Source organism: Nitrosospira lacus (genome assembly GCF_000355765.4).
In the GTDB taxonomy this organism is placed as follows: domain Bacteria; phylum Pseudomonadota; class Gammaproteobacteria; order Burkholderiales; family Nitrosomonadaceae; genus Nitrosospira; species Nitrosospira lacus.
The window spans coordinates 1,836,487-1,862,852 of record NZ_CP021106.3; the positions used below are offsets into that span (position 1 = coordinate 1,836,487).

A 26,366-nucleotide genomic window follows, 5' to 3' on the forward strand; every position below is an offset into this window, starting at 1 on the left:
TTAGAAGGCGGCCGGTACAGGGAGTTGAAGTTAGTTTCCCCCGCGCCTGCGGGGATAGGCCCACGCACAACGTCATCGAGCGATTCCACAATGAGTTTCCCCCGCGCCTGCGGGGATAGGCCCGTCAGGCGGGAGTCCGGCAGGGGCGGCGGAGAGTTTCCCCCGCGCCTGCGGGGATAGGCCCTCTGTGGTAATGTCTCCGAACAGAACGACATCGTTTCCCCCGCGCCTGCGGGGATAGGCCCTGGTTCGTCTTGGTCAGGTTAACCGATGTCGTGTTTCCCCCGCGCCTGCGGGGATAGGCCCCGTTACGACTACTGGGGCAAATAGCCATATCAGTTTCCCCCGCGCCTGCGGGGATAGGCCCCGGCAGGATACGCATCGGCTGTTGACGGGGATGTTTCCCCCGCGCCTGCGGGGATAGGCCCAAGCTTAATCCACACTGCGAAACGCATCACCTGTTTCCCCCGCGCCTGCGGGGATAGGCCGCGATGCGGGTGTCGGGCGCGGCTCCGTCCATGGTTTCCCCCGCGCCTGCGGGGATAGGCCCGTATCGAATGGGGCGGTGATAGTTCCTAAAGAGTTTCCCCCGCGCCTGCGGGGATAGGCCCGCAGAAGGCATTATGGCATTGCTAATGCCGAAGTTTCCCCCGCGCCTGCGGGGATATGCTGTCGAAGTACTCTCGAGTACTCTATTTCCCCCGCCTACCAAATGGGGTTATGTCAATTTTATTTCGCTAACGGTGTAAAGCAGCGTTGTCGACTCTGCCAGATTATGCTTTGCGAATCTAGTTTGGGGCAATACGGACAAATGCGGATCCAGTTAAATTTTGGGGATGCGCAGCGTTTTACTGATCATCAGGCTTCCGGACAATACGAACAGTAGAGCCAGGGGATGCAATTCCCACGGCCCAATTGTCCACACTCCCCAGTAAAGATTCTCGCCAAGCCGTCCCATCCAGGCGGACAGCGCCAGCACGGCGGTGAGAACAATACTGGTGGGAATCGGCGTGCCCTCGAAGTAGGCCACCTTGTCGGCTCCCGCCGAGAGACTTTCCGCCGTGACATTGAATCGGGCCAGCCGGCTTACCCCGCAGCATACAAAGTAAATCAGCGCCACCCAATCCCAGCCGCCGCGCAGTCCGGCGGCGAAACCGAGAGCTGCGGGGGCGATGCCGAAAGAGAGGATGTCCGCCAAAGAGTCGAGTTCCCGTCCCAGTGCCGAATGCTGATGCCGCCATCGCGCGATCCGTCCATCGAGCACGTCAAATACAAAAGCCCCCGCCATCATTCCAGTTGAACTGTAGAAATGAGTCGTGGACCGGGTGTCGATATAGAGCATGGCGAATAACACGGCAGCCACACCGCAGCCCGCGTTGCCCAGCGTGAAGAAGTCCGCAAGCTGGAACCCGCGTATCATCGAGAAATGTTTGGGGGAGTTGGGAGATGGGGGCAATGCCTTATCTCCCTGGGATGAAATGAGGTCCGCCGTCCGGAATGGCAAGCGCCACCCGGTGACATGCACGTTTATGGTTTTCACTCAGCATTGTTTTGAAAGATCGGGTTTCATACGCTATTGTTAATGGGGAGTGTGCCAGGGTGAGTTCAAGAGTCAGCGGAAGAACCCGAAATGAAGGCCTTCAAGTATTGTGTATTGCTTCAGGAGGTGATGATGCAAGCTGTCATTTTATTCTTTACCTTTGCAATTTTCAGTGGCAGTGCTTTCGCTGCTGACTGGAAGCTGATTGGTGACGATATCGAGCAAGGTGTAAAAACCTTCATCGATAAAAGTGCCATCAGCAAAAAAGGGACCGCAGTGAGGCTGTGGTCCGCGATCGATTACGAGAGCCCCAGATCCGTGGATGGCAAAGAACAATTGTCAACAAAATCGCTGGACGAATATGACTGCCAAAACCGGCAATATCGTACGCTGGCCTTTTATTGGTATTCACGCCATAGAGGAGAGGGTGACCTGGTCTATTCAGAGACTGCTCCCGGCACCATGATGCCGGTTATTCCGGGATCTGTGGGTGAAATAGCCTGGAAAATCGCCTGCGGGAAAGAATGAATGCAGCGTCAGACCGTCCTTCAACGGGCTACGATGCTAACCGAGGCCTTGTGTTGACTACCCCTTAATCCAGACTCGCTGTGGGCCTTGGCACAAGCCCAAGTACGCAAGGCGACGGGGCAGACGCATCGATCCGGTTCTGCGGCCGACAAAGGATACCGCTTGCGACGAGGGTTAAAAACCCTCCTCTGCTTCACGGGAATTTAATGGAGCTGGTCTACATTTGCCTCACGCGGATAGGGGGTGGCCCTAGCGCAAGCCGAGGAAACTTAATATGGCGATGATGATAACAATGAAGCCCACCCACCAGATAATGCTGTTCATGATACCTCCTTGGAATTGGATTGGTTGATTGACATCCCATGAAACGTCATTCAATGCGCTTTAACCGTTAACAATTCTCTACCTTCATGTATTTATGTTCTGCTCGCCAGCGCACATAAGCTCCATCTGGAGCCATTTCCCATTTCGATCCCAGCAAGAGATCGCATCCAAACCATAGCGCTAATCCAGGCCGCAACCTGTTCCGTTGGTTTCCGTTCTGGTCCAGCCTGACGTTCCGGGAAAGCGTGTCCGCCAATAAGTAAATGCGGCTGCTTCACGGGCTTCGGCGCGCGGTTGTTCGAAAACGCGATCGCAGGAATGAGAGAATTCGTGCATCAGCAGGGCCGTAGCAGGCGTGCCGGTCGGGTGCCGAGGCATTGGCACTGTTATTGAAAAAGGTGCCGAAGATGCGGGTGGTCTTGTCAAGAGGCAAAGACCGGCCCAGCATGCAGCGGCCGTTGTTGTTGCAGGGGGTCTGTTGTTCGCAGATCACACGGGCGTTGTCCCTGAATCGACCGCGAATGCAATTACCGAGATCGCTAGGGATAGTATTAATGGACCAATCATGTTAATTTTGCCAAAGAAATGGCGAATCGAGGGTCAGACTATTGCGGCAGATGCCACTCCAAGCCCAGCAATCAATCTGTAATTCATCAATACTCATTTCCCGGGGAAGACATGAGACTACAAGTCACCTATATACAGTTATTGTGCGCACTATTTTATTTTAATAATGCAAACGCACAGGCTACGCCTGACTACCAATGCAGAGTGGAGCGTATCGATACCGCATCGACCGCGCCGTCTTCTTCGCGAAAATACCAGGAAGAGGAACACGTCGGAAAACAGTTCACTGTCGAGCGAAGAACGGGTTTGATGGCCGGTGTTCTCAAGAATTCATATGCAACAAAACCGATTGTCATAGACCACGGGTCAACCGAAAATTCCTTCAAGGTTATATCTACGATGCGTCGTGATGAAGGAGCCGGGCTTGGATCGAGTATCTATGCACTGACAATAAATGAGTTTGAGCAGTCTCCAAAGAAGTCATTTATTTTTCTGAGGAACGACTTTGTTTATTTTGGGTATTGCGAGCATTTCTAATCATTGTTAAATATTAGATTTGCCCGCAATGTTTGGGCGGATTTGGCAAAAAGAAGCACAGGAGCCAACTTACCGCGTGCACAAGCGTTGTAACCACCTCAATAAGGTGTTCATAGCGCTTGGCCGGTGGCAATAAAAGTACCGCCTCCATTGCTTGGATTCGCCTTCAGTAACACTACTTCTTACCACAACAGCCTCCCATTATTGGCGCGGGCAAAGCCATCGTACCTGTGTTGTAGTCTACAGGTCTCGATCTTGCAAATTCGAATGCGGTCATACGCCACCGTAGCCTCACATCCACGTTCATGAGCCCGATCCTTAGTTGGCGGTTGCGAATACTCGATTGCTGATCACGCTCGATTGAGTTCATTTCCGACTTTATCCAACCACGGTCTGCGGACCTGGTTTTATTATCTTTAGCAAGTTCACGTAATCGATCTCGTGTGACCTTTCGTCCAAATTTTAGCCGGTCAGAGCTGGAATGACTGTTGCAAATCTGGTTGACGGTACGCGTCATTTTGGTTAAATTCCAGAATCCAGAACGATTGTTCTGGATCGAGCAAGATCGCACAAGGCAGAATGAGGGTGCGCAAACCTGATTCTGGCGTAGCCATAAATCCCGCAGCAGGAGTGAACTTGAACGATTTAGTGGGGCTGGACCGGGGAGTCGATGTTGTCCGGGCAGAGCCGGGTGACTTGAATAGCCTGCTGCCGGCGCTCAAGCGGCGCCACGCGCGGCGCATTACGGGCGAACTCCTGATCCCCGCACGGGCCGCGAGCTATGCTGCGTTTCCAGCCGGGCTCGATGCGCGCATCGCGGACGGGTTGATGCAGCGCGGCATTACCCAGCTCTATAGCCATCAGCGCGAAGCGTGGGACCGCATCACCCGGAGCGAGCACGTCGTCATCGTCACGCCCACGGCCTCCGGCAAGACGCTTTGCTATAACCTGCCGGTGATCCAGGCGGCAATCCAGGAACGCTCCAAGGCGCTTTATCTTTTTCCCACCAAAGCCCTGGCGCAGGATCAGGTCACGGAGCTGCTGGAGCTCAATCAGGCGGGCAACCTGGGCGTGCGGGCTTATACGTTTGATGGGGATACGCCGGGGGACGCGCGCAAAGCGGTGCGCACGCACGGGGATATCGTCATCTCCAATCCCGACATGCTGCATCAGGGCATCCTGCCCCACCACACCAAATGGGCGCAGTTCTTCGAGAACCTGAAATTCGTGGTCATCGACGAAATGCATACCTACCGGGGCGTATTCGGTTCACATGTTGCCAATGTCATCCGCCGCCTGGACCGCATCTGCAGGTTCTATGGCGTGAAGCCCGTCTATATTTTTTGCTCGGCAACGATTGCGAATCCCGGCCAGCTGGCCGGGGGATTGCTGGGTGCGCCTGTTGCCGTGATAGACCAGTCGGGCGCGCCAGCGGGCGAGAAACATCTATTGTTCTGGAATCCGCCCATGATCAACCCGGATCTGGGGTTGCGCGCCTCGGCCCGATCGCAGACCACCCGGATCGCCCGCAGCGCGATCAAGGCCGGGCTCAAGACCATCGTGTTCGCCAATACCCGCTTGATGGTGGAGGTGCTGACCAAGTACCTGAAGGATGTATTTGACAACGATCCGCGGCAGGCGCCGCGCATTGCCGCTTATCGCGGCGGCTATCTGCCTACCGAGCGGCGCGGCACCGCAACCCGGTTGCGTGGCGGGCAACTCGACTGCGTGGTGGCGACGAATGCGCTGGAACTGGGGGTGGATATCGGTGGGCTGGACGTATGCCTGCTCAATGGGTTTCCGGGCACCATTGCCGGCACGTGGCAGCGGTTGGGCCGGGCGGGGCGGCGCAACCGGCCTGCGCTGGGCGTGTTGATCGCCACCAGCGATCCGCTGGATCAATACATTGTCCGCAATCCCGAATTCTTTACTTCCGCCTCGCCCGAACACGGCTGTATCGACCCTGAGCAGTTGCTGATCCTGATGGATCACATTCGCTGCGCGGCGTTTGAATTGCCGTTTCAGGACAACGAACGCTTTGGCAAGGAGCCGCTGGCCGAGATGTTGAGCTACCTCGAGGCGCAGGGCGTGCTGCACCACGAAGGGCAGCGATGGCACTGGATGGCGGACAGTTACCCCGCCAACAGCGTCAGCCTGCGCTCGGTGGCGGATGGAAATTTTGTGGTGGTGGATGTGACGGACGGGAAACAGGACGTGATTGCTGAAGCCGATTATTCCACCGCGGCGTTGACGTTGTACGAAGGTGCGATCTATCTGATCCAGGCAAGTCCATGGCAAGTCGAGAAGCTGGACTGGGAAGGACGCAAGGCCTTCGTGACGAAGACCCGCGCCGACTATTACACCGACGCGATAGACTTTACCCGGCTCAAGATCCTGGACTGCTTTGAAGAAGACAGGCAGTCAAATGGCCTGTGCGGACGCGGTGAAGTGCATCTGGTGCGCCGGGTCGCCGGCTACAAGAAGATACGCTACTACAGCCATGAGAATGTGGGCTACGGCAAGGTCAACCTGCCGGATCACGAGATGCATACCACCGCGGTATGGTGGCAGGTCAGCCCCGATGCATTGGAGGCCGCCTTTCCCGCCCGCTGGCAGGCGCTGGATGGCTTTCTCGGCGCGGCCTACGCGCTGCATCACGTGGCGGCGTTGTTGACGCTATCGGAACGGCATGACCTGGGCAGGGCGGTGGGTGATGGCGAAGGCATCTGGTTTGCCAGCGTCGGCCAGAACGGACGGGGCAACCCGCAAACTATTTCCGGTGAAACGGTCGAGATCGATGACCAGCAATTCACGCCCACGGTATTCCTGTACGACAATTTCGCGGGTGGCATCGGGCTTTCCGCACCGCTGTTCGATCTGCGCCATGAGATCGTGGCACGGACCATTGCGCTGATACGGGACTGTGGCTGCCAGTCCGGCTGCCCGTCGTGCGTGGGCCCGATTCTCGCTTCCGACGAGAGCCGGGGCCATGCGCCCAAGCAGGCCGCGCTGACCGTTCTGGGCCTGCTTTCGCCCAATGGCCAGGCCCGCACGCTGGATATGGAAGCATCATGACGCTGGCTGAGCGGCTGGCCTTGCTCAAGGGCAAGCATCCCACCCCTGATCCTGAGCCAGCGGCCAAACCTCAGAGTTCGCGGATACCTTTGATTCCGCTGAATGTTCGCCTGCAGCGCCTGTCCGGCGGTAACGGGGATTCCCGCAATGCGGTTAACCGGGCAAGCCGGACAAAATGCGGCGATGCCGAGGTTGCCAAACACTTGCGCGGGGAGGTGATCGCGCCGGGGCTGATCCAGATTGATCAGGCCATCCCCCTTGCCAGCCGGCATGGCAGGATTGCGTTTTCAGCCCTGACCGGGATCTCGCTCGCCGCCCTGGGCATGTCTCACGATGCGCGGCTGGACGGATTGCTGTTCCTCGATACCGAGACCACCGGTCTTGCGGGCGGCACCGGTACATTGCCTTTCATGGTGTGCCTGGCGCGAATTCAGGGGGACTGTCTGCAGCTCGGGCAATGGGTACTGACCGGGTTCGCGGGGGAGGCGGCTTTGCTGGAGACCATTTCCGGCTGGATCGAGCCCGCTGCCCACCTGGTCTCCTACAATGGCAAGAGCTTCGATGTGCCGTTGCTCGCTACCCGTTACCGGCTGGCGCGGCAAACCGATCCCTTTACGGGTAACGCTGCCGGTAAAAGCACCGGCGCAGGTGCAAGCAAGGGTCATATCGACCTGCTGCATTTGACGCGCCGTGCCTACGGGCATGGCTGGGAGGATTGCCGCCTGCAAACAGCGGAGCAGCGATTGCTGGGATTTATCCGCGAGGATGACTTCCCCAGCCACCTGATTCCTCAAGCGTGGATGGACTTCGTGCGGGGTGGCCGGGTGGAACCGTTGTACGCCATCGCCGAGCACAATCAGCGCGATGTTTTGTCGCTGGCGGCATTACTGGCGATGGTAGCCAGAACTTACACCGAACCCGGCCATGAGGCAGTCAATGCGCTTAAAGTCGCGCAGGTCCATGCGGACCGGGGCGATGTCCAGCACGCCATTGATCATCTCACCGGCGCCTGGGGTGTACTGGATGAAGCGGCACTTTTATTTCTGGCTAAACTGCACCGGCATCAGCGGCAGGATGGGCGGGCCGTCGCCATCTGGATGCATCTCAGGGAGAACAGCCGCGCCCGGGGGGTCGAAGCGCTGGCTAAATACCATGAGCATGTCACGCAAGAGCTGGAGGCCGCCCTGGAGCTTGCCGAGGAGTTGCTGCGGCTGGAGCCGGCGGTGAATATCCACATCAGGCGTCAGGCCCGGTTACGCCAGAAGCTGGGGAAATTCAACCCCGGGAAAAGAAAAAGAAAGGAGCGAGTCATCCTGCGAGCCGGTTGCCAGGGCGCTGACTGACAAGTGAAAGCTCAGCTGCCGGATTCAGGCTCAAGACTATCCCTGGTTATCCTGCGGCAACCGCAGAGTTGCCTCGGGGATGACCTCGGGCGGCGGCTGGGGAGCGGGTTGGGGTGCTACCTGCTGCCAGCCATCGGGGCAATCCTTGACCTCCGGGTAGTAGCCCTCCGGTGCGCGGCAATAATGCCAAAAACCGGTTTGTGAATCAGGAGCGGGCTGGCCGGCATTTTGTTGCTGGAGGTAAACGGGCGGAGCGGTCCGAGCCATCGCGGACGGATACGCGTAATAAGGGAACGGATAAAAAGGCTGCATGAAGCCGGTTGCGCCAAATCCGCCAAAGCCGGGGCCGAAACCCAGCAGCCCCAGGCCCGGACCCGGCCCCCATCCGTCATGATGAGAGTGACCCGCCCGGTGGTCTTGATGATGGCCACTCCCATGATGATCCTGTCCATCAGGAGTATCCGCTCCATTGTGGGTTTCTCCTTCGTCCGGGTCTTCTCCTCCATCGTCGGACCCACCCTCATCACCTCCGCCATTATCACCCCCGCCGTCAAAACTCCATGCCGGGTTCATGGGAACCAGTGCCAGCAGGCATGCGAACCATAGTAACCTGATCTTTTTCATGTAAGCCGTCTTTCCACGCAAAGCGTTTTGCGAAGGTGAGCCTGTCTCGATCCTGTCCCCAGTCATTGAATTCCTTCCATGCATAAACGCACGGCCCTGTTATTCGATGACATCATGCGGAAACGGGATAATGGATTCGGGTCCTATAAACGGACGATGGAGGAGGGTGGGGGAGCCACCCCGACCCTAAGGGATTCCCTTAACATAAAACCAGGGTTTCCCCAATATACTCATAGTGTTGACTGAGGTAGGATGAAGCCACTTTGATTCTAAATGGGTTCATTACTATCATGAAGACACAATCAGGAAACATCTTTGCGGCGTTATCGATAGTATGCCTGCTGGCTTCGCTGAGCCCTTCCGTGACCGCGGCCCAGTCCGTTGACACCCCGGAGATTCGCGCAGCCGCCCAGAATGCCACAACCCGGAGCGAGCATGAAGCGGTAGCGAAGCATTATGAAGATGCGGCTACGCAGATGCAGGCAAAAATGGAAGAGCAAAAGGAACTGCTTGAGCATTACGAGGATAAAAGCTATCTCTATGGCAGGCGGGCCCAGGACCTGCAATCGCATACGGCGGCGCTGGTACGCCATTACGAGAAGGCCGTCAAGGCTAACATCCGGGAGGCCGCCCTGCATCGTCAGATGGCTTCGAAACTCGAAGAAAACCATGCTGTGTCCGGCACTCAAACGGCTAGCGCCGAGGATGGACTATAAGTACATCGATACGCGTCTGATCTCTCAGGATCAGATTCCCTGCCGCTTGCCGTGTCGTAGATTGAACAAACATCATGTCCGACAGGCTATTCCTCCACTGGGGACGGGGTAGCCTGTTTTTGCGTCCGGATCGCTCCTGATTCTACTGAGCCCGGTGGTCGGCCAGCATTAACGCATCCGCAGGACTTCACCGCTGATGCCGGAGAGTCGGCGAGAACCGGCTATCCATCGCTGGGTGCGCTCAGTCCCGGCTTTTGATGCGTGTAATCAATTTTCTTAGTTCGCTCAGCCATAGCACCGAACTTGCCACCAGCGTGCAAAGGAGCCAATCTTCCAGGCCCAGGCTTACCGTGGAAAATGCCTGTTGCAGAAAAGGCACGTAAATCACCGCAATTTGTAGAAGGAGCGCGAGCAGAACCGCGCCCCAAAGCCATTTATTCGAAAATAGTCCAACGAATGCGCTTTGATCGTCGGACCGCGCATTGAAAACGGTGAAGAGCGAAAAGAATACGATGGTCGTGAATGCCATCGTCTGGGCATAGCGCACACTGCCCGAGCCTTCTATGAGACCGCCGGGCAAGCTGGCATCCAGCACCAGCAGCGTACCTGCGGCCATTACTACGCCTACGGAGACAATGCCGGACCACATTTGGTGCGTAATCACACCTTCGCCTTGGGGCCGCGGTGCCTTGCGCATCGCTTGCGCATCCGGCGGATCCACGCCCAGCGCGAGCGCCGGGGCGCCATCCGTGGCGAGGTTTATCCACAGGAGCTGTGTCGCCAGCAATGGCAGTACAACGGCCTGCTCTTCAGCCTTGAGCCCGATAGTATCTGCCAGCAGCACACCAAAGAACATGGTGAGCACCTCGCCGATGTTCGACGAGAGCAGGTAGCGCAAGAACTTGCGGATATTCGAGAAAATGGAGCGGCCTTCTTCGACCGCCGCGACGATGGATGCGAAATTGTCGTCCGCGAGCACCATGTCGGCGGCTTCCTTGGAAACATCCATTCCAGTGACGCCCATGGCTATGCCGATATCCGCGGTTTTCAGCGCAGGTGCGTCATTTACGCCGTCGCCTGTCATGGCCACGATGGCGCCGCCGCGCTGCAAGGCTTTCACGATCCGCAGCTTGTGCTCGGGATTGACGCGCGCATAGACCGACACTTCCTTGACCGCCTGATCCAGGGCTTCGTCGGACAATTTCTCGATTCCGGTGCCGCTAAGCACGCGCTTGTTCCCGGATATTCCGAGCTGGGCGGCAATGACAGTGGCGGTTACGGGATGGTCGCCCGTGATCATTATCGGGCGGATTCCCGCCATCTGCGCGCGGGCCACGGCTTCCCTGGCTTCGGCACGCGGCGGGTCGATCATGCCGATCAATCCGGCGAATACCAGGTCTTGCTCGACCCGTTCATCGACTTCATCGGCTTCGGGTGCGTCAGCAGGCAGGTAGCGGAAGGCGACACCGAGGGTGCGCAACGCTTCACCCGCGAGTTGTTCGTTCGTTTGCAAAATTTCCACACGCCGATCCGCGGTCAAAGGTTTTGTCTCTTCCCCCACCAGTTCGCGCGTGCATCGCCCGAGCAACAGGTCCGGCGCGCCTTTGGTGAAGACGAGCAGATGCTCCTGCTTGTGGGCATCGGTATGAAGCGTCGTCATCAATTTGCGCTCGGACGAGAAAGGGATTTCTCCGACGCGTTCGAAACGGGCATTAAGCGCTTCCGCTTCCAGTCCCGCCTTGCGCGCCGCGACGATAAGCGCGCCTTCGGTCGGATCACCCTGTACTGTCCAGTGCCCGTCATGCTTTTGCAGTACGGCATTGTTGGCACGGTCGGCGACAGCGAGCGCGCGTTCCAGCTCGATCCGCAGCGGGCCGGCGATGATTGCTGTCTCGTTATCGGTCATCGCGCCGTCTTTGTTGCGACCTGCTTCGCGGCGCACCTCTCCTTCCGGCGCATACCCCTCGCCGCCGATACTTACGCGTCCGCTCGCTGTTACGACCGCACGCACCGTCATTTCATTCTTTGTCAGGGTCCCGGTTTTATCGGAAGCAATGACAGTCGCCGAGCCGAGCGTTTCGACCGCCGGGAGATTTCGCACGATGGCGTTCCTGTGCGCCATGCGCTGCACGCCAAGAGAGAGGACGGCTGTTACCACCGCCGGCAAGCCTTCGGGTATTGCCGCTACAGCCAGGGCCACACCCAGGATAAGCACATCGAAAATGGCTGCAAATCCCGTCACATGTTCCACCAGGATGATCGTGGCAATCATCACCACGGCAATCGCGATGACGATTATTCCCAGCAATTTGCCGACGCGGGCGAGTTCCTTTTGCAGCGGCGTGGTCTCCGCCGGTGTTTCCTCCAGCATGCCGGCGATGTGCCCCATCTGGGTCTGCATGCCTGTCGCCACGACCACGCCGCGCCCCTGCCCAAACGTCGCGGCCGTGCCGCTGAAGATCATATTGTGGCGGTCACCGAGTGTGGCTTCTTCGGCAATCGGCAGCGTATCCTTTGATACCGGCAGGCTCTCGCCGGTGAGGGCGGCCTCCGCGGTTTGCAGCGTGGCGGAATGAATCAGCCGCGCATCGGCGGGGATTGTGTCGCCGGGTTCGATGTGGATGATATCGCCGGGCACGAGTTCGGCCGCCGGAATACTCCTGCGCGCCCCATTCCGGATGACGCTGGCATGAGCCGCCGACATCTGGCGCAATGCCGCCACCGCTTCCTCCGCCCGCGCTTCCTGAATGTATCCCATGATGGCGTTGAGCAGCACGACCGCGAAGATGGCGATGGCTTCATAAGGCAATGCCGCATCGCGCTCATACCACCATAGTCCGGCTGAGATTGCCGTTGCGACCAGCAGCATGATGACCAGTACATTCTGAAACTGGGCAAGAAATTTACGCCATCCGGGGAGAGGCTTCTTCGCCGCCAGCTCGTTCCTGCCATATTTTTCAAGCCGCGCCCGGGCGCCGTCCTCGCTCAAGCCGTGCTGCGCGTCCGTATCGAACGCGGCCAGTACTTCATCGACCGGCCGCCGGTAAGACGTTACCGGGTCTTGCTGAAGGGTTACGGGGGTCATCTCGCTATCCCCGGCGCTTTCGTGACGGCGTGCGTTTTCGCATGATGAGTTTTCCGAATAATTAATAGCGTGCAGGTTTGCGCCGTTGTCAGGGAGGTATTGGAGACTTGTCAGCCAGGGAGGCGCTGGAATTGGTGAAGTCCCCTGCCGACGAGGCGGTGCCCGCTCGATGCTGTCGTGCGCGCCCGATTCAGGGTTTCCCTCAACGTCGGGTGTTTTGGTACACGAGCTCAGCCATTTCGTGCTAGCCAGAGCTACAAAAAACCCCGATATTTACGGTCCCAATGCGGCCAATTCTCTTGCTCTCTCGAATCCCCAAAGAGCAAAATCCAATTGTAAAAAATAAAACAATTGTTTCATTAAAAGAGGCGGTAAGCAGCGCTCGATCAGGCGTCCACTCGTGCCTATCCATATTATGGTAACGCCTCACTAACGCTTATTGATTATTTTTGGAAGGCCCCGACCCTTGATCATACCCAGCGAGATTTCTGGCTCACTGAAACCGGGGACTCACCGCGCTTGCGCAGGCGGGGCGGCGGCCGCCAAGCTCTTATTCAGTTCACTACTGTATTCGAGGATTTGCCTTGCTGGCCGATTCGGAAATGGACGTGTCGCCGCGCAAAGCAGAACAGTAGGCGGAAAACATCATTTGTTCGAGATAAAGCCTGTCCGCTCCGGGAAGCTTTCCCATAAGTCAGTCGTCGCTGATTTCATGCGTGTTTCCAGTTGCGAACCTGTCACCGGACCGATCTTTGCAACCTCGGCTCGCACAGCCATCACCCAGTCCCTGTTTGCCTCCACCGGTGGTGCCGGGCAGTCCAGCGCAAGCACGTTGAATGCGGCAGCCAGCATTCCCATAGCGGAACCCGCGAACAAAAATAATCCACAGCGCGCGATGGTCATTGTGCCCCCGCCTTCTTCAGAATCCGCATCATATCCATTTTTTCTTGCCCTTTCAGATCTTCTTCCGCGTAGTTCAACACTGTCTTGCCGTTCGCATCCTCGTCCTTAACCTTGGCACCCCTGCGAAGTAACGTCTGAACGATTTCGACACGACCGTATGAGACCGCCAGCATGAGCGCGGTACTGCCCTCAGCATCCTTTGCGTGCAGATCGGCTCCCGCGTCAAGCAGTGTCCCTACATTTTGCACCGGGCCGTTTGCGGCTGCCAACATGAGCGCTGTTAACCCGTTGTTGTCCTTGGCATTCACGTCAGCATGCTTCTCAAGCAGGGCACGAAGAAGCTCAACGGCATCTGTCTCGGCCCTGGACGCCCCCATGAGCGCTGTTGATCCTTTGGCGTCTCTGGCATTCGCATCGGCCCCCTTGTCCAGCAAGGCGCGCACTATGTCGATATTGCGAGATGCCGATGCTAAGATTAGGGGCGTCTGGCCCACATTATCGGCAAGATTGGGGTCCGCGCCCCGTGCGAGCAGGATTTTCACTATCGGGGCCTTCGTATCATCCCACGCGGCCATCCGCAGGGCCGTCGACCCTCCTTTTTCTTGCGCGTTGATGTCAGCGCCGGCATCCAGCAAGGTCTGCATGATCAGGATACGCCCGTGGGTCACCGCTTTCATCAGGGCTGTCTTGCCGTCATCATCCCTGGCATCGACGTTTGCCCCTTGTTCCAGCAGGAACTGGACCACATCATTGAGATCCGCTTCACTCACGACAATTTGCGATTCGGCGGTACGGATGAGCGCCTTATTGAAGAGGCCTTTGTCCGCTCCCTGTTTCAGCAACATGCGTAACACTGCCGCTTGTCCGCTCTCCGCAGCGCTCAGAAAGGCATCGTTGATCGCAGCGTTATCAGATCCGTGATCGAGCAAAATGCTGAGTATATCCTTGCGGCCAGCCGAGGCGGCCCAGGAAAGAGCGGTACTGCCGTCCGGTTGGTAGTTCCGTTCGTTGACATTAGCTTTCGCTTTCAGCAAGGCTTTGACAATCTCGATGTGGCCGCCTCCGGAAGCATACATTAGAGCAGTATCGTAATCTTCATCTTTCGCATTGGGGTTCATTCCTGCTGCCAGAAACAACCTTACTGCGGAGAGGTTTCCATCGCCTGCGCTCTTGATAAAAGCGTCCGGCGTATACGGCAGCGGAATCCGCGCCAGTGCGGCGCGTGCGGCGTCTTTGGAAGAGGTGCCGCGCTGACCCGAACCGTCTTTTCCCTGGACTGCCTGCAGGGTTTTCTTTAGCTCAAGGTTATAGGCTTTGATGCGAGCGCTCTTCTGCGATTCGTTGAGCGCAGGGTCATCACGCAATGTCGAGCAATAGGTCGCGTACATCATTTGTTCAAGATAGACCTTGTCGGCTTGCGGCAGCTTACCGAGAAGGTCGCGGGTAGTGTCGCGAGTAAGCGTTTCAAGTTCGGCACCCTTGGCAGAGCCAATCCTACCCACCGCGGCCCGAACCTCAATCTGTAAGTTCTGGTGCGCCTGCTCGGGGATGCCGGGGCAGTCCAAAGCATGGCTTTGCAACGGCAGCAGAAGCGCAGCCAACCAAGAGTAAACAGGAATTTTGGTATTTCGCACCTTCAAAATATTCACCGACTTCATTCTTACCGGGAAACGGCAACGGAGTCCATGGTTTCAAGATATTCACGCCGGGCACTTTTTACCATTTCACAATCTCCTTTTCAGTAACCTGTAATATGACGCAACGTTATTTCTTAAAATACCTTTCGGTTACATCTAATGTGGCGCAATTCGTCCAGTCACTGGCAATTGAAACCGTGGTGCTAACCGATGGCCGTTGCCATCGTGGCCGGGTCGCCGGCCGCCGCAAGTGCACCGGTTCGCTTGCTCCAGTCATCGTGATAAAGCTGGTTGGTCGGTTCATCGTAGAAGATGTGGTGGACGGCACCATTGTTGTCACGATAAAAGACGTGTTGCTGGTTGGGCGTAACCATCGTGGCCGGGTCGCCGGCCGCCGCGGGTGCCCCGGTCCGCTCCGTCCAGCTGTCCTGATAGAGCCGGTTGGTGGCCTCATCCCAGAAAATGTGGTGGATGTCTGCGTCCGTGCCGCGATAGAAAATGTGCTGCTGATTCGGGTTGGTGGTCGCCATCGTGGCCGGGTCGCCAGCCGCCACTGGGTGAGCATCCATGAGCCGCTGCAAATCGATAATATACGCCGTATTACCGCCGCAAATGAGCACCCGCGGAACATAGTTGGGCGGCGCCAACGGAAGCAGAACCAAACTCGCGCACTGAGTAAAGAAATTACCCCAATACACGCCGTTCGGCATCACCGGATCTGTGGTGACAGTGTCTTCTGGAGGAGCCGCAGCTGCAAATCGTCTCGATCCGGTCTTGGGATCAATGACTTGGCTTTGGGCTATGCTTCCGAGAGGCGTGGTGCAAAATACCCAGCCATTTGGCAGCACCGTCGCTCGGGGATAGAGTCGAGGTATGTCAATTACCTCGAATTCGACAGGCGGAACGGAGAGGGAAACCCAAGAGCCCGAAGAGGGGATAAACCGCTCAGGTATGTTATTGTTGTGCCGGATGTCGTGGCTGCTGGGATGACCCGACATGGCAAGGATCGACCCATCGCCCAGAGTTAGCAGAGTCGGGTACCAGCGTCCCCCCTCGGGGCCGGGATTCCCAGGGTTAACATACTGTGGAGTTGGATCAGACATCGCCGCAACCTCGTGCCAGACCCGAGTGAACGGATCGTAAATCCACGCGTTGCGCAGACCAGGCATGTGGTCGTGATGAATTGTAGGATCCTGGTGGAAAAAGATCTCTGTTCCACCGGCGACAAGAAGCCGTCCATCAGCCAGCATGGCGTGGCCACAACAGAAGACATCGTTGGTTGGCGAATGGGGGTTGTATGCTTCCACCTGCAAGGTCGAACAGTCGAACAATCGAGTATTGTCGATGTGCCCGCTTTGCCAAAGTTGCTCATCGTGCTCATCGCCGCCGAAATAGATGATTTCGCCGGTCGGAAGCAGGGCGGCGTGGATTGCGAGAACCTGCGCGTAGTTTAACTGTAACTCAGGATCTGCGTCTTCGGGTAAGATAATCCAACGCATAAAAAGTTTGAGCCTCCTTGACTCTTTACTTTACAACCGCTGAAGTTCATCTTTACTAGTATATTTCGCCAAGAATACGGTACGAACGACACGGCCAACCTGCGAAATGCGAAATACAGTTTGTTTTTCTGGCCCGGCGGTTCCTCGCTTACTAAGAGGGTCAATGGTGAAATTCGTCCGGCCCGAATCGATTTCCCCAAGAATAGCTCAGGGTCAGACTCGATATTTGACTTGAACGTATGTAACAGAAAGCGAAAAACATAATCCTACCTACTGACGACCAGTCAAGAAAAAACTTCAAATCTTGATTAGTAAAATATGCCCTATAAGAAACTCGTCGAATAAGCCCTATGATAACGATATTAAAACTGCGATTAGTCAGTTAACCTAACCTTATTTTATTTTTAGTTGGAGAATAGGAAAAAACAAGAAGTATTGTTTTTACGCTTGATGTGCTCCCAATAAAACGTGCCAATAGAATCTGGGTGTTTAGTCCCGCTGTATGCTGGTATAGAATATTGGCAGCTACGGAGGGGGGAATTATGGGACAAATATTCAAGTATCGCGTTTCGGAACATCGAATCCGGAGAAATGCTGGAATACAGGCTCAAATTTAATCATGAAGGAGGTATTTCATCGGATAGCGCAGCGGCATTCGAGCCCGACTTCAATAATTTCGCCTATTCGAATTATGTGAATTGGTGTGGCAGGTGGAGAGGCCGCAGGCGGTTGTGGCGGGTATGCACCGGAGAGGATTGCGCGCTCGGTTATGGAATTTGTTTCCAACGGCGCTTGCCGAACCTTTAGCACGGCCAGAAGGCTGTTGAATCGTCTGGCGGGCGCGTAAGACCGGCGGTTCAATCGCCGGAAGACTCGGAATATGGGTTGCCCGGCCAATCCTGGTATCCGGCTTCCAGTGAAACCATTCACCGTCCCCCGGCATGATGGATGCTGCTCATGCTCCGCGGGCCTACGTCAATATCAACGGCCGCTCATCGCTTCCATTGCCTCCAGCCGTGCCCGCAGGGTTTCGACTTCATCCAGCAGTTGCAGGGCCAGCGCGACCCCGGGAAGGTTGACGCCGAGATCGCTTTGCAGGTGCGAGGCTATCCTGGCCTGGCGTATATGCGTTCCGGTGAAACGCCAGGCATGGGGCTCATCTTTCCCGGTAATGACTTCCGGGGGTTTTTCCGGGGCGATCAAGCCCTCTTCCACCAGCTCGACAATGTATTCGGTTTGCACCGCACAGATGCGGCTGATTTCGGCAATGGTCAACAGATTTTGCTCATCCAGGAGGGTGCCGCTCAGTTCGTCCGGTGTCTCGTCTGTCATGTTTTCACTCCCAGTCTGGCGCGCGGATTGAAAGATTTGAATTGCTCGGCCATGTTGTGGTAGAACTCCCTGGCGGTCTCATTGGCCGCCGGCGGCACCACGATCTGAAGCACTACAAAAAAATCCCCCGGCGTCTTGCCTGGAATGCCACGGCCTTTCAATCGCAGCTTCCGTCCGGTGGCTGAATCGGCGGGTATCTTTAGCTCGACGACTCCATCCGGGGTGGGTGTTTTCACTGTCCCGCCCAAGGCGGCTTCCCATGGCGCCACCGGCAGATCGAGATACACATCGCTTCCATCGACGCGGTAGTGCGGATGGGGCCTGAATTCGATCTCCAGATACAGGTCTCCCGCCTTGCCCTGCCCATGACCCGGGGCGCCTTGTCCCGCGAGGCGAATTTGCTGCCGGGCGCGGATGCCCTTGGGAATCCTTACGTTGAGGCTGTGTTCGCGCGTCGATACATGTCCGTGCGCATCGACCCCGGGCACTTGCAGCGTGATGGCGCGGGTTGCACCCGTGTACGAGTCCTCCAGGTCGATCAGCACCTTGGCATAATGATCCTCGCCTGGACGATGGAATGCTGCCCCGGCAGCGCCATGCCTGCCGGCGGTTCCCTGGCCGCCGCCGAAGCGGGCGCCAAAACCCTGGCCGAACAATGATTCGAAAAAATCGCTGTACTGCGATGCATCGCCGCCGGAAAATTTTTGTCCGGAAAACTCGAAACCCGTATTCCAGTCGGGTGGCGGGCGGAATTCCTGGTTTGCTTTCCAGTTGGAGCCGAGCTGATCGTAGGCCGTACGTTTTTCCGGGTCTTTCAGCACTTCGTAGGCTTCACCCAGGTCCTTGAAGCGAGCTTCCGCGTCTTTCTCCTTACTCACATCCGGATGATATTTGCGTGCGAGTTTTCTATAGGCGCGCTTGATGTCGTCCTGGGACGCGTCACGTGCAACCCCCATTATTTTGTAGTAGTCCTTGAATTCCATCTATGTTCCCGATAAGGAGATGCGGTAAAGGGCAGTAAAAGCAAGCATAACCTTTAATTCTCGCTTGTGACAATCGCTTGCTCGGCAAAACGCCGCCGGCGGGCCCTCAAAGATTCCTGAATTCGCCTGGATGCCATAAAAAAACAGGAGAATGTCAGCGGTCAGGGCATTTTCCGGCGCCGCGCTTGTCTTATGTGCAGTTGCCAGTTTCCGTTGGTCGAGTCACGGCGCATGGGCGAGGACTATTAACTTAATATCAGTTCAGGACTATGACCCGTAGGGAATTCTGTATCATTTGGTTCTTGCCTTTTGGGCGAGTCCGTCCAGCTACCGGATTTAGGTGGAAATCATGCTTCGGACACGCGGCTGTAGAACAGGAGCGCATGTGAAGACAATCAGATTGATGTGGTTCACTCTCTTTATCCTTGGGCCGCTTTCCGCAGGTTCAGCCTGGGCGCGGGATGGGGGAGGTCACCACGGCGGAGGCCACCACGGCGGGGGGCATCATGGGGGTGGCGGACACCACCACGGCGGGCACCATCACCATGGGGGAATAGGTTTCGTTGGCATGGGAGGTTTCTATCCCGGTTTCGGTTTCGGCGGGTATGGGTTCGGTCCGGGTTATTATGGCGGCTATGGTTATGGTGGCTACGGTTTCGGAATGCCTTATTATTCCCCCTATTACGGGTATCCTCCGGTGGTTGCCATGCCGCAGGCGCCACCCGTGTATATTCAGCAGCAACCCCCGCAGGCAGCGGTGCAACCGTCGCCGCCACAGGCACAAACCAATTACTGGCATTATTGCAGAAACCCGGAAGGGTACTACCCGTATGTGAAAAAATGTCCCGATGGCTGGCTGCAGGTGGCTCCTCAGCCTACCCAATAAAGGAGTGTTCATGCTAAAAAACTATGGAAGCTTTTCGTTGTTACCGGTGTTTTTCCTGGCGGCTTGCGCGAGCATACCCAGCGGTCCCAGCATGATGGTCCTGCCGGGGTCCAGCAAGACTTTCGATCAATTCCGGGGAGATGACGCCTACTGCAAGCAGTATGCCAGTGAACAAGTGGGGGGAACGACACCCAATCAGGCAGCCGTCTCCAGCGGAGCCGGAACCGCCGCCATCGGTACAGGGCTTGGCGCGGCGGCGGGTGCCGCTTTTGGGGGCGGAACCGGTGCGGCGATTGGCGCGGGCAGCGGCCTGCTGGTAGGAGGGCTGATGGGAACGAATACCGCCCGCTCGTCAGGCTATGTCGCCCAGCAACGCTACGATATGGGCTATATCCAATGCATGTATGCCAAGGGTCATCGTGTCCCTGTATCAGGCCAAATCGTGGACAACTATCGTGGTCAGGCATACGGCGGCAATACTCCGCCACCTCCGCCGTCCGGCAATCCTCCGCCTCCACCCCCGCAATGAAGTGAAGTGGCCGCTGGTCACGAGAGCCGTCGATTTCGACGGGAGTGAAGCTGTCGTCATATTCATGGAAGATGCCCCTTCCCGCTTATCGCCGGTGCGCAGGTGATGCGATTACGTTTGAGGATGCCGCCCAAGTGTGACATTGGCATTTGCTCGACAGGGACCCTAACGGGTGTGCATTGCGCCTGCAAAAAAGATTATCATCGGATCTTGAGAAAATGGTGTGCGAAACGCAGTGCTGCATTATCCAGGTGTAATGACATATGCATAAAGCGCCATGGCTGTCAACCCGCACCCGTTCATGATCGATGTGCCAGGTTGTGCACGGGTCTCCACGGGTTACGCTACGCTTATCCATCCTGCTCAAATCGTATTAAGGGATACTATTTATGAGTCAAGCCAATTCCGACCATAGCGTGACGGCACACGATACCGCTGTCATGCCTGCCATAGCCGCCATCGACGATAGTCCGGCTCTTGCCGATCTGTGCGACATGCAATTCGACAACAGCTTCGTGCGCGAATTGCCGGGCGACCCGGAGATTCACAATATTCCCCGCGCGGTGCGCAATGCCTGCTATACCCGGGTTGATCCAACCCCGGTGCGGGCGCCACGGCTTCTGGCCTGGGCAGACCCGGTGGGTGAACTGCTTGGCGTTTCGCGCCCGGATTCGCCGGTTGGCCCGGCAGTCGAGGTACTCGGCGGCAATCGCGTCCTGCCCGGCATGCAGCCGTATGCGGCGCGCTATGGCGGGCACCAGTTCGGTCACTGGGCAGGGCAGCTCGGCGATGGCCGCGCCATCACGCTGGGCGAGATACGCGGCCCGGATGGTAAGCGCCGGGAGCTGCAGCTCAAGGGAGCGGGCAAAACGCCATACTCGCGTACCGCGGATGGCCGCGCGGTCCTGCGCTCATCGGTACGCGAATTCCTGTGCAGCGAAGCCATGCACTACCTGAGGGTACCGACTACCCGGGCGTTGAGTCTGGCGGCCACTGGCGAAACAGTGGTGCGCGACATGTTTTATGACGGCAATCCGCGCCCCGAGACGGGGGCCATCGTCTGCCGCGTGGCTCCCTCTTTCGTGCGCTTCGGCAATTTTGAGATCCTTGCGGCACACAATGAATTGGACACGCTCAGGCGTCTGGCCGATTATGTGATACGCGAGCATTTTCCTGAACTGGGTGCGCCTTCACCGTCAACCTACGCGCGCTGGTTCGAGGAAATCTGCCGCCGTACCGGAACGCTGATTGCTCATTGGATGCGGGTGGGTTTTGTCCATGGCGTGATGAATACCGACAATATGTCGATACTGGGGTTGACGATCGACTATGGGCCCTACGGGTGGCTGGAGGGTTTTGACTTTCAATGGACACCCAACACTACGGATGCGCAGGGACGGCGGTATTGCTTCGGCAATCAGCCGGAGATCGCGCACTGGAACCTGACCCGTCTTGCCACTGCCCTTGCTCCGCTGATCGAGGATCACGCGGCGCTGGAGTATGGCTTGGCGGTCTTCGGCGAGACATTCCAGACCGCATGGCGTGGTATGCTGGCGGACAAGCTGGGACTGGTTTCGCTGGCGCATGAAGAGGACGACGCGCTGGTGAGTGACCTTTTCAACCTGCTGCAGCAAGTTGAAACGGATATGACTTTGTTCTTTCGCGGGCTGATGGCGGTTCCGGTGGATGTGCAGGGTGACAGCCCGGCGGATACCATGGATGACGCCGCACTGGCTGCGCCGCTGCGCCGGGCGTTCTATACTGAACCGGCGTCCGCGCAGATGGCCAGGCTGGCCGGCTGGCTGCGCCGCTACATTGCACGGGCGCGCCTGGATGCGGAGGCCACCAGTTTGCCCGAGTTTGCGGATGTGCGTCTGGAGCGCATGAGATGTGCCAATCCCAAATACGTGCTGCGCAATTATCTGGCGCAGCAGGCCATCGAAGCGCTGGAGCAAGATAATGCATCAGTCATTACGCGCCTGATGGAGGTATTGAAACATCCCTACGACGAACAGCCCGGACATGACGAGCTCGCGCACCGGCGGCCTGAGTGGGCGCGCAACAAGCCGGGATGCTCGGCACTGTCATGCAGCTCCTGAACTTCCGGGTAGCGAGAGCATGGGACAGGTACGATAGAATCACGCTATCGAGCAATTGCGCCTGATTCGATAACGGGATTGGGTTAAAGCGGATAAATGGCCCGATAACTTCGCGACGGTATCAGCGCTCAGCCGCCGCCGCATCCACCGCATCCGCCGCAACCACTTTCGCCACCCCCTTCACCGGATGCTGTATCCGCATAGTTATTGTCCAGCGCATGCTTGAATCCGTCAGGAATTTCCAATGCCGTATCAATGGCGAACAGGAATGGCAATCGCAAAGGTGTTTTTTCATCGATTCCTTCCCACTCGCAAGCCAGCAGCCACGCTTTTCCCTTGCCGGCTTTGAGCGTACCCGCTGAGGGAGCCAGCGCCTCAGCCGGCGTATGATGGAGAAAGCGACCCATTCCGTTCTTGCAAAATTCCTCGTAGGCGCGCGTGAGCAGGATGAATTCATGCCATGCAGCATCCACAGCTTGCGAAGGCATCGATACCATTGCAGGGCCAGCCGCATTGCACAGTATAAAATACTGCCGGAGTCCCAGCATGACCAGCGACAGTTGCTCATCCGTGAGGTCAGGATAATGTTTGCCGACTCGGTCTTTGACAAGGGAAGGGAACTGATAGCCCTTGAGAAAGCCGTGTTGACGCTTCTTGCGTTGCGCTGCAGACCATTCGAGCAGGAATATGGGAACAAAAATCAGCGCAAGTAATAGCAATCCCGTCATCTCCTGCCTTGCAATAAAAATATATAGTGGCCAGCCTGCAATACCGCCAAGGATCAGCAAGCCGAGAATTGTTCTACCAACAGACTCATTCTTCAGCTTGTCCAGCGGCGGCGGGCTCAGCAGAATTCCCGTGCCTGCAGATGAGTACTCGTGAATCTCCATGATTTCTCCCCGGTGTATCGCCGGATATTGATAATCCAGCGCAAGCTCTTCGGCCCTCCTGATTTTCCGCTATAAAAATCGCTTCGGGCGAACGGATGCTTTTTGCATGAGTGAGTGCAAGTATTGGGTAGATGCGATTCCCTCGCAACGGTAAAACTACGCCGTGCCGACCCGTAGAAATACGTAGTGCCCTATCTGGAGTGAGTCTCCTGTGTCAATGAAAGCCAATAATTTTGTCCACACTGAAGTACTGGAGGATGACTATCCATTAAGCATGATTTCAAAGGCAAGCATGATGCAATCGCACTGGGCTGAGGAAGGTTTAACCTAAATTCGGCGGTTGGACAGTATGGGGTGCGCGGTTTTGGGGTGCAGAGCAAGCCGCAACAACGCGGAACAGCGCGCCGCCACGCGGGCCGAAGCAGTCCCTTTTGTAGTAAAGGCGTGACTCCGCCCGCGGGATGCGGGCGCCCCATTCCAAAGCGTTGCAACGCTGCCATGCCGGTATTTGGCATCTCGAAGGTGTTTGTGCGCGCGGCACAGGCAGTTCCGCCGCCATAGAAGCGCCATTTGAACCACTGTCCATCGAAACGGCACTCCGAGTATGGGGTGCCCGTCCGTGCTAATCAAAATTACCGGCATTACCAGAGCGGCGCGCTATCTCGGGCGGAGCATGCGACTGACGGCAGACGTGCCCGAATGAGGCCCGTCATGTCCTATCAGGAACGCTTCTGCGACGCTTGGCACGGCATGGTGGAGAGGTTGTCCGGTGTCGCCGGGATTGAAGGGGCCAACCGGGTAGATGGCGCATTACGTACTTTTACGTAGCTTTTAGACGTAGTTATACGGATTCGAATGAAAGTGAACATGACTAAAGTTCAACCTGAACAGGAAGTGAAGTCGACACAAAACCAGTTCTTTGAACCTTAGCCCAAGGAGACTTTCATGACACACCAGAAACGGAATCAGATTTTGCGCGTTGTGTACGCTGCGCTAAACGGCGGCCTGCTGGCAGGCTGCCTGTCATTGGGGACCGCCGCCCATGCCGGGATCACCTTCCAGTTCCAGTATGACGATCCCGCGGGAACCGGGTTCCTTGATCCCGTCTACGGAACGAGCCGGCAGACCGCTCTGGATACAGCGGCCGGCACCTTTTCCAGCATGTTCGGCAGCCATTTCAGCAACTCGGCCACGATCATACTGACGGCAAAATCACAAAACGATCCCTACAGCGGAATGCTGGCATCGGCGGGCAGTTATCTCACCAACCCCGGTAGTGCGGGATTCAACCTTGGGGAGGTCGTCCGGACCAAACTTCAAACCGGAGTGGATCTGAACGGGGACCATGCGGATGGAGTGGTAACCGTCAATTTTGGCGCAAACTGGGAACTTGATTTCAATACGCCACCCGTGTGGGGATGGTATACCGGCACATACGACTTCTACAGTACGCTGTACCACGAATTTACGCATACCCTTGGTTTCAACCCGGCAATGACGCAATCCGGAGCGAGCATATTCGGCACGAAAGATGCGGGGAGCTGGAGCACTTTTGCCAGCTTCATTGTCGACAAGAACGATATCCCGATCATCAATCCGGATACCTTCGCACTGGATCAGGCGGCGTGGGATACCGGCAGTGTCGGCAATTGGGGCGGAGGCGGTTCTGAGGGATTATTCTTTGACGGGCCCAATGCCGTGGCCGCAAATGGCGGGTTTCTGGTCACGCTCTATACGCCGGATTTTTGGAACCCGGGCAGTAGCGTTTCCCATCTGGACGACAGGATGCCGGGCATTTGGGGGACGCTGATGGCACCCGCTGCGGACGTGGGACCGCAGATGCGCGACTACAGCGCGATCGAGGTGGGCATTCTCAAGGATCTCGGCTATGTGGCGGTCGTGCCGGAACCCCAAACCTACGCCATGCTGCTTGCGGGACTGGTCGTTCTTGGTGCGATTGCGCGGCGCCGCACTTCCGGCTTCACCATTGGCTAACGGTTCGGAGTCCGGACGCCGGATCTTCAATTTTTCGTCCGGCTAAGATTGCTGGCAACATTTTTCCAGAAGAGGTGAACGCAAGTGATATCGAAAATCGATACGGATCATGGGGTTTATCAAATGGGTGAGCTTGGGAATGAGAAACTTGTTGCAGGATTCAAGCTCAAGCGTGTTGCTTCCATACGAACACCGTACGGACTCCTCGCAGCCATTCTGCTGATCGTTATCGCGTGCCTTGGGATGACAATGTCCATAGCCGCAGAGCGCAGCCTTGGACCGGGTGGTCCGCCACTGACCTATGGTATCGACGAGGTGCGTATCCGTCTGATTCGTCATCCTGGCAATGCCGCCCTTCCGGCTCAACGGGTCAGCTTGTCCGGCTCCGGCAGCGCAACACTGGAACAGGATGGCAAAACCCTATCCTTCACTTATGAGGTCACGGATTTGCTGGCCGTGATAAACGCGCTCTACAAGATTCGTTTTTTCGACCTGCCTGGTGATTATACCAATCAGTATTCGGTCTTCCTGAAGGATGGCAAAACGGTCGAAACGACCGCACTTCGCATGCTCGATGTCAACGTCATGAATATCTGTTTCACCGTAGCGGGCTATGAAAAATGTGTCAGTTACAGCGATGGGCAACTTCCCGACCTGGAGAATATTGCCAAACGGATTTTCTCCGGAGCCAACGAGTTGCTGAAGAAATAGGATAGGTGCCTGTTCGTGCCGTCTGGAAACCATACCTCCAGCCCGAATATCGTCGCTTCCAGCTGCAGCAATATAAATTACCGTATCGTCATAGGCATTCTTATTAAAAAATAAACCTCGAGAAAATAAAAATCATGACATATAAACTATTGGCAATGCTCCTTTTTGCACCGGTATTGGTCTTAAGCTCAGGGTGCTCGGTCTTCATGGCGGCGAAACAGCCGGACAAGAAAAATGTGGAGTTGTTCAGAGCAGGCACGTCGAGAAGTATGATTCTTGGTGAGTTTGGCCCTCCTGCCGTATCCGAGGCCAGGGATGGCAAGAAATATGAAATTTTCAAATTCATTCAGGGTTACAGTACGGGAACAAAGGCTGGCAGGGCGCTATTTCATGGTGCTGCCGATGTGGTAACGCTGGGTTTATGGGAGGTTGTCGGTACTCCCGCGGAGGCGGTTTTTAGCGGTGACGAAATGGCGTACGAGGTTTCATACGACAAGGACGACAGGGTCGATCAAGTCACTCCATTGAAGAGATGAGGGCAGTTGTCTCATGCATATTTTTAA

Annotated in this window: 22 protein-coding genes and 1 CRISPR repeat array (1 of these 23 running past the window's edge); of the genes, 12 read left to right on the top strand and 10 right to left on the bottom strand. The window is 56.7% G+C overall.

What is annotated here, in order from left to right:
- A CRISPR array of direct repeats spans positions 1–671; the repeat unit is 28 nt; unit sequence GTTTCCCCCGCGCCTGCGGGGATAGGCC; it begins 1,126 nt to the left of the window's first position.
- 152 nt (positions 672–823) lie between these two features.
- Positions 824–1,540 carry a CDP-alcohol phosphatidyltransferase family protein gene (locus tag EBAPG3_RS08235; protein ID WP_004174195.1) on the bottom strand — a complete coding sequence of 239 codons (717 nt, stop codon included), beginning with the start codon at positions 1,538–1,540 and terminating at the stop codon, positions 824–826.
- A 90-nt stretch (positions 1,541–1,630) separates the two neighbouring features.
- Here EBAPG3_RS08235 and EBAPG3_RS08240 point away from each other — a divergent pair, with 90 nt between their 5' ends.
- Complete coding sequence (locus tag EBAPG3_RS08240) at positions 1,631–2,068, top strand: surface-adhesin E family protein (RefSeq protein ID WP_004174196.1); 438 nt, start codon at positions 1,631–1,633, stop codon at positions 2,066–2,068.
- 504 nt (positions 2,069–2,572) lie between these two features.
- Here the strand turns inward: EBAPG3_RS08240 and EBAPG3_RS14995 are convergent.
- A complete protein-coding gene (locus tag EBAPG3_RS14995; protein WP_151898893.1) occupies positions 2,573–2,770 on the bottom strand; it encodes a hypothetical protein in 198 nt (65 codons plus the stop codon).
- Positions 2,771–3,070: 300 nt separating this feature from the next.
- On the opposite strand from EBAPG3_RS14995, the gene EBAPG3_RS08250 reads away from it, so the two are divergent.
- The 3 genes from EBAPG3_RS08250 to EBAPG3_RS08260 all read left to right on the top strand — a co-directional run bounded on the left by EBAPG3_RS08250 (position 3,071) and on the right by EBAPG3_RS08260 (position 7,914).
- Positions 3,071–3,496 carry a hypothetical protein gene (locus EBAPG3_RS08250; RefSeq protein WP_040851069.1) on the top strand — a complete coding sequence of 142 codons (426 nt, stop codon included), beginning with the start codon at positions 3,071–3,073 and terminating at the stop codon, positions 3,494–3,496.
- Positions 3,497–4,126: 630 nt separating this feature from the next.
- Positions 4,127–6,571, top strand: a complete 2,445-nt coding sequence (locus EBAPG3_RS08255; RefSeq protein WP_418304111.1) for a DEAD/DEAH box helicase — start codon at positions 4,127–4,129, stop codon at positions 6,569–6,571.
- Positions 6,568–7,914, top strand: a complete 1,347-nt coding sequence (locus tag EBAPG3_RS08260) for a ribonuclease H-like domain-containing protein (RefSeq protein ID WP_004174209.1) — start codon at positions 6,568–6,570, stop codon at positions 7,912–7,914. Before EBAPG3_RS08255 ends, EBAPG3_RS08260 begins: the two co-directional genes overlap by 4 nt.
- 36 nt (positions 7,915–7,950) lie before the next feature.
- Here EBAPG3_RS08260 and EBAPG3_RS08265 read toward each other — a convergent pair whose 3' ends face one another.
- Positions 7,951–8,604 (bottom strand): hypothetical protein, encoded by a 654-nt coding sequence (locus EBAPG3_RS08265; protein ID WP_051048879.1) that lies wholly within the window; start codon positions 8,602–8,604, stop codon positions 7,951–7,953.
- Positions 8,605–8,828: 224 nt separating this feature from the next.
- On the opposite strand from EBAPG3_RS08265, the gene EBAPG3_RS08270 reads away from it, so the two are divergent.
- Positions 8,829–9,254: a hypothetical protein gene (locus tag EBAPG3_RS08270; protein WP_004174212.1), complete on the top strand. Its 426-nt coding sequence runs from the start codon at positions 8,829–8,831 to the stop codon at positions 9,252–9,254.
- A 241-nt stretch (positions 9,255–9,495) separates the two neighbouring features.
- Here the strand turns inward: EBAPG3_RS08270 and EBAPG3_RS08275 are convergent, their stop codons facing one another.
- The 4 genes from EBAPG3_RS08275 to EBAPG3_RS08290 all read right to left on the bottom strand — a co-directional run bounded on the left by EBAPG3_RS08275 (position 9,496) and on the right by EBAPG3_RS08290 (position 15,982).
- Complete coding sequence (locus tag EBAPG3_RS08275) at positions 9,496–12,339, bottom strand: cation-translocating P-type ATPase (RefSeq protein WP_004174214.1); 2,844 nt, start codon at positions 12,337–12,339, stop codon at positions 9,496–9,498.
- 645 nt (positions 12,340–12,984) lie between these two features.
- Positions 12,985–13,242, bottom strand: coding sequence for a hypothetical protein (locus EBAPG3_RS08280; protein WP_004174217.1), 258 nt, complete (start codon positions 13,240–13,242; stop codon positions 12,985–12,987).
- On the bottom strand, positions 13,239–14,891 hold the full coding sequence (locus EBAPG3_RS08285; protein ID WP_161493781.1) for an ankyrin repeat domain-containing protein: 1,653 nt from the start codon (positions 14,889–14,891) through the stop codon (positions 13,239–13,241). The genes EBAPG3_RS08280 and EBAPG3_RS08285 overlap by 4 nt, the downstream gene beginning before the upstream one ends.
- A gap of 191 nt (positions 14,892–15,082) precedes the next feature.
- Positions 15,083–15,982, bottom strand: a complete 900-nt coding sequence (locus EBAPG3_RS08290) for a PLL family lectin (RefSeq protein WP_161493782.1) — start codon at positions 15,980–15,982, stop codon at positions 15,083–15,085.
- Positions 15,983–16,054: 72 nt separating this feature from the next.
- Between EBAPG3_RS08290 and EBAPG3_RS15170 the strand changes: the two genes are divergently transcribed.
- Positions 16,055–16,333 carry a hypothetical protein gene (locus tag EBAPG3_RS15170; protein ID WP_161493783.1) on the top strand — a complete coding sequence of 93 codons (279 nt, stop codon included), beginning with the start codon at positions 16,055–16,057 and terminating at the stop codon, positions 16,331–16,333.
- 1,026 nt (positions 16,334–17,359) lie between these two features.
- On the opposite strand, the gene EBAPG3_RS08300 is transcribed toward EBAPG3_RS15170, so the two are convergent.
- On the bottom strand, positions 17,360–17,710 hold the full coding sequence (locus EBAPG3_RS08300; RefSeq protein WP_004176508.1) for a chaperone modulator CbpM: 351 nt from the start codon (positions 17,708–17,710) through the stop codon (positions 17,360–17,362).
- Positions 17,707–18,693 (bottom strand): DnaJ C-terminal domain-containing protein, encoded by a 987-nt coding sequence (locus tag EBAPG3_RS08305; RefSeq protein ID WP_004176507.1) that lies wholly within the window; start codon positions 18,691–18,693, stop codon positions 17,707–17,709. The genes EBAPG3_RS08300 and EBAPG3_RS08305 overlap by 4 nt, the downstream gene beginning before the upstream one ends.
- A 385-nt stretch (positions 18,694–19,078) precedes the next feature.
- On the opposite strand from EBAPG3_RS08305, the gene EBAPG3_RS08310 reads away from it, so the two are divergent.
- The 3 genes from EBAPG3_RS08310 to EBAPG3_RS08320 all read left to right on the top strand — a co-directional run bounded on the left by EBAPG3_RS08310 (position 19,079) and on the right by EBAPG3_RS08320 (position 22,207).
- The gene (locus EBAPG3_RS08310) at positions 19,079–19,579 is read left to right on the top strand and encodes a hypothetical protein (RefSeq protein WP_040851855.1); all 501 of its coding nucleotides are present in this window, start codon (positions 19,079–19,081) and stop codon (positions 19,577–19,579) included.
- Positions 19,580–19,589: 10 nt separating this feature from the next.
- Positions 19,590–20,108: a YMGG-like glycine zipper-containing protein gene (locus tag EBAPG3_RS08315; RefSeq protein ID WP_004176502.1), complete on the top strand. Its 519-nt coding sequence runs from the start codon at positions 19,590–19,592 to the stop codon at positions 20,106–20,108.
- 389 nt (positions 20,109–20,497) lie between these two features.
- Positions 20,498–22,207 (top strand): protein adenylyltransferase SelO, encoded by a 1,710-nt coding sequence (locus tag EBAPG3_RS08320; RefSeq protein ID WP_004176500.1) that lies wholly within the window; start codon positions 20,498–20,500, stop codon positions 22,205–22,207.
- A gap of 128 nt (positions 22,208–22,335) precedes the next feature.
- Here the strand turns inward: EBAPG3_RS08320 and EBAPG3_RS08325 are convergent, their stop codons facing one another.
- Positions 22,336–23,097 carry a glycine-rich domain-containing protein gene (locus EBAPG3_RS08325; protein ID WP_004176499.1) on the bottom strand — a complete coding sequence of 254 codons (762 nt, stop codon included), beginning with the start codon at positions 23,095–23,097 and terminating at the stop codon, positions 22,336–22,338.
- A gap of 945 nt (positions 23,098–24,042) precedes the next feature.
- Between EBAPG3_RS08325 and EBAPG3_RS08330 the strand changes: the two genes are divergently transcribed.
- The 3 genes from EBAPG3_RS08330 to EBAPG3_RS08340 all read left to right on the top strand — a co-directional run bounded on the left by EBAPG3_RS08330 (position 24,043) and on the right by EBAPG3_RS08340 (position 26,339).
- Positions 24,043–25,092: a PEP-CTERM sorting domain-containing protein gene (locus tag EBAPG3_RS08330; protein ID WP_004176492.1), complete on the top strand. Its 1,050-nt coding sequence runs from the start codon at positions 24,043–24,045 to the stop codon at positions 25,090–25,092.
- Between the two features lie 123 nt (positions 25,093–25,215).
- Entirely contained in the window at positions 25,216–25,803 is a 588-nt protein-coding gene (locus EBAPG3_RS08335) for a hypothetical protein (protein ID WP_227869182.1), read from the top strand.
- Between the two features lie 134 nt (positions 25,804–25,937).
- A complete protein-coding gene (locus EBAPG3_RS08340) occupies positions 25,938–26,339 on the top strand; it encodes a hypothetical protein (protein ID WP_051048963.1) in 402 nt (133 codons plus the stop codon).
- The last annotated feature ends 27 nt before the right edge of the window (positions 26,340–26,366 follow it).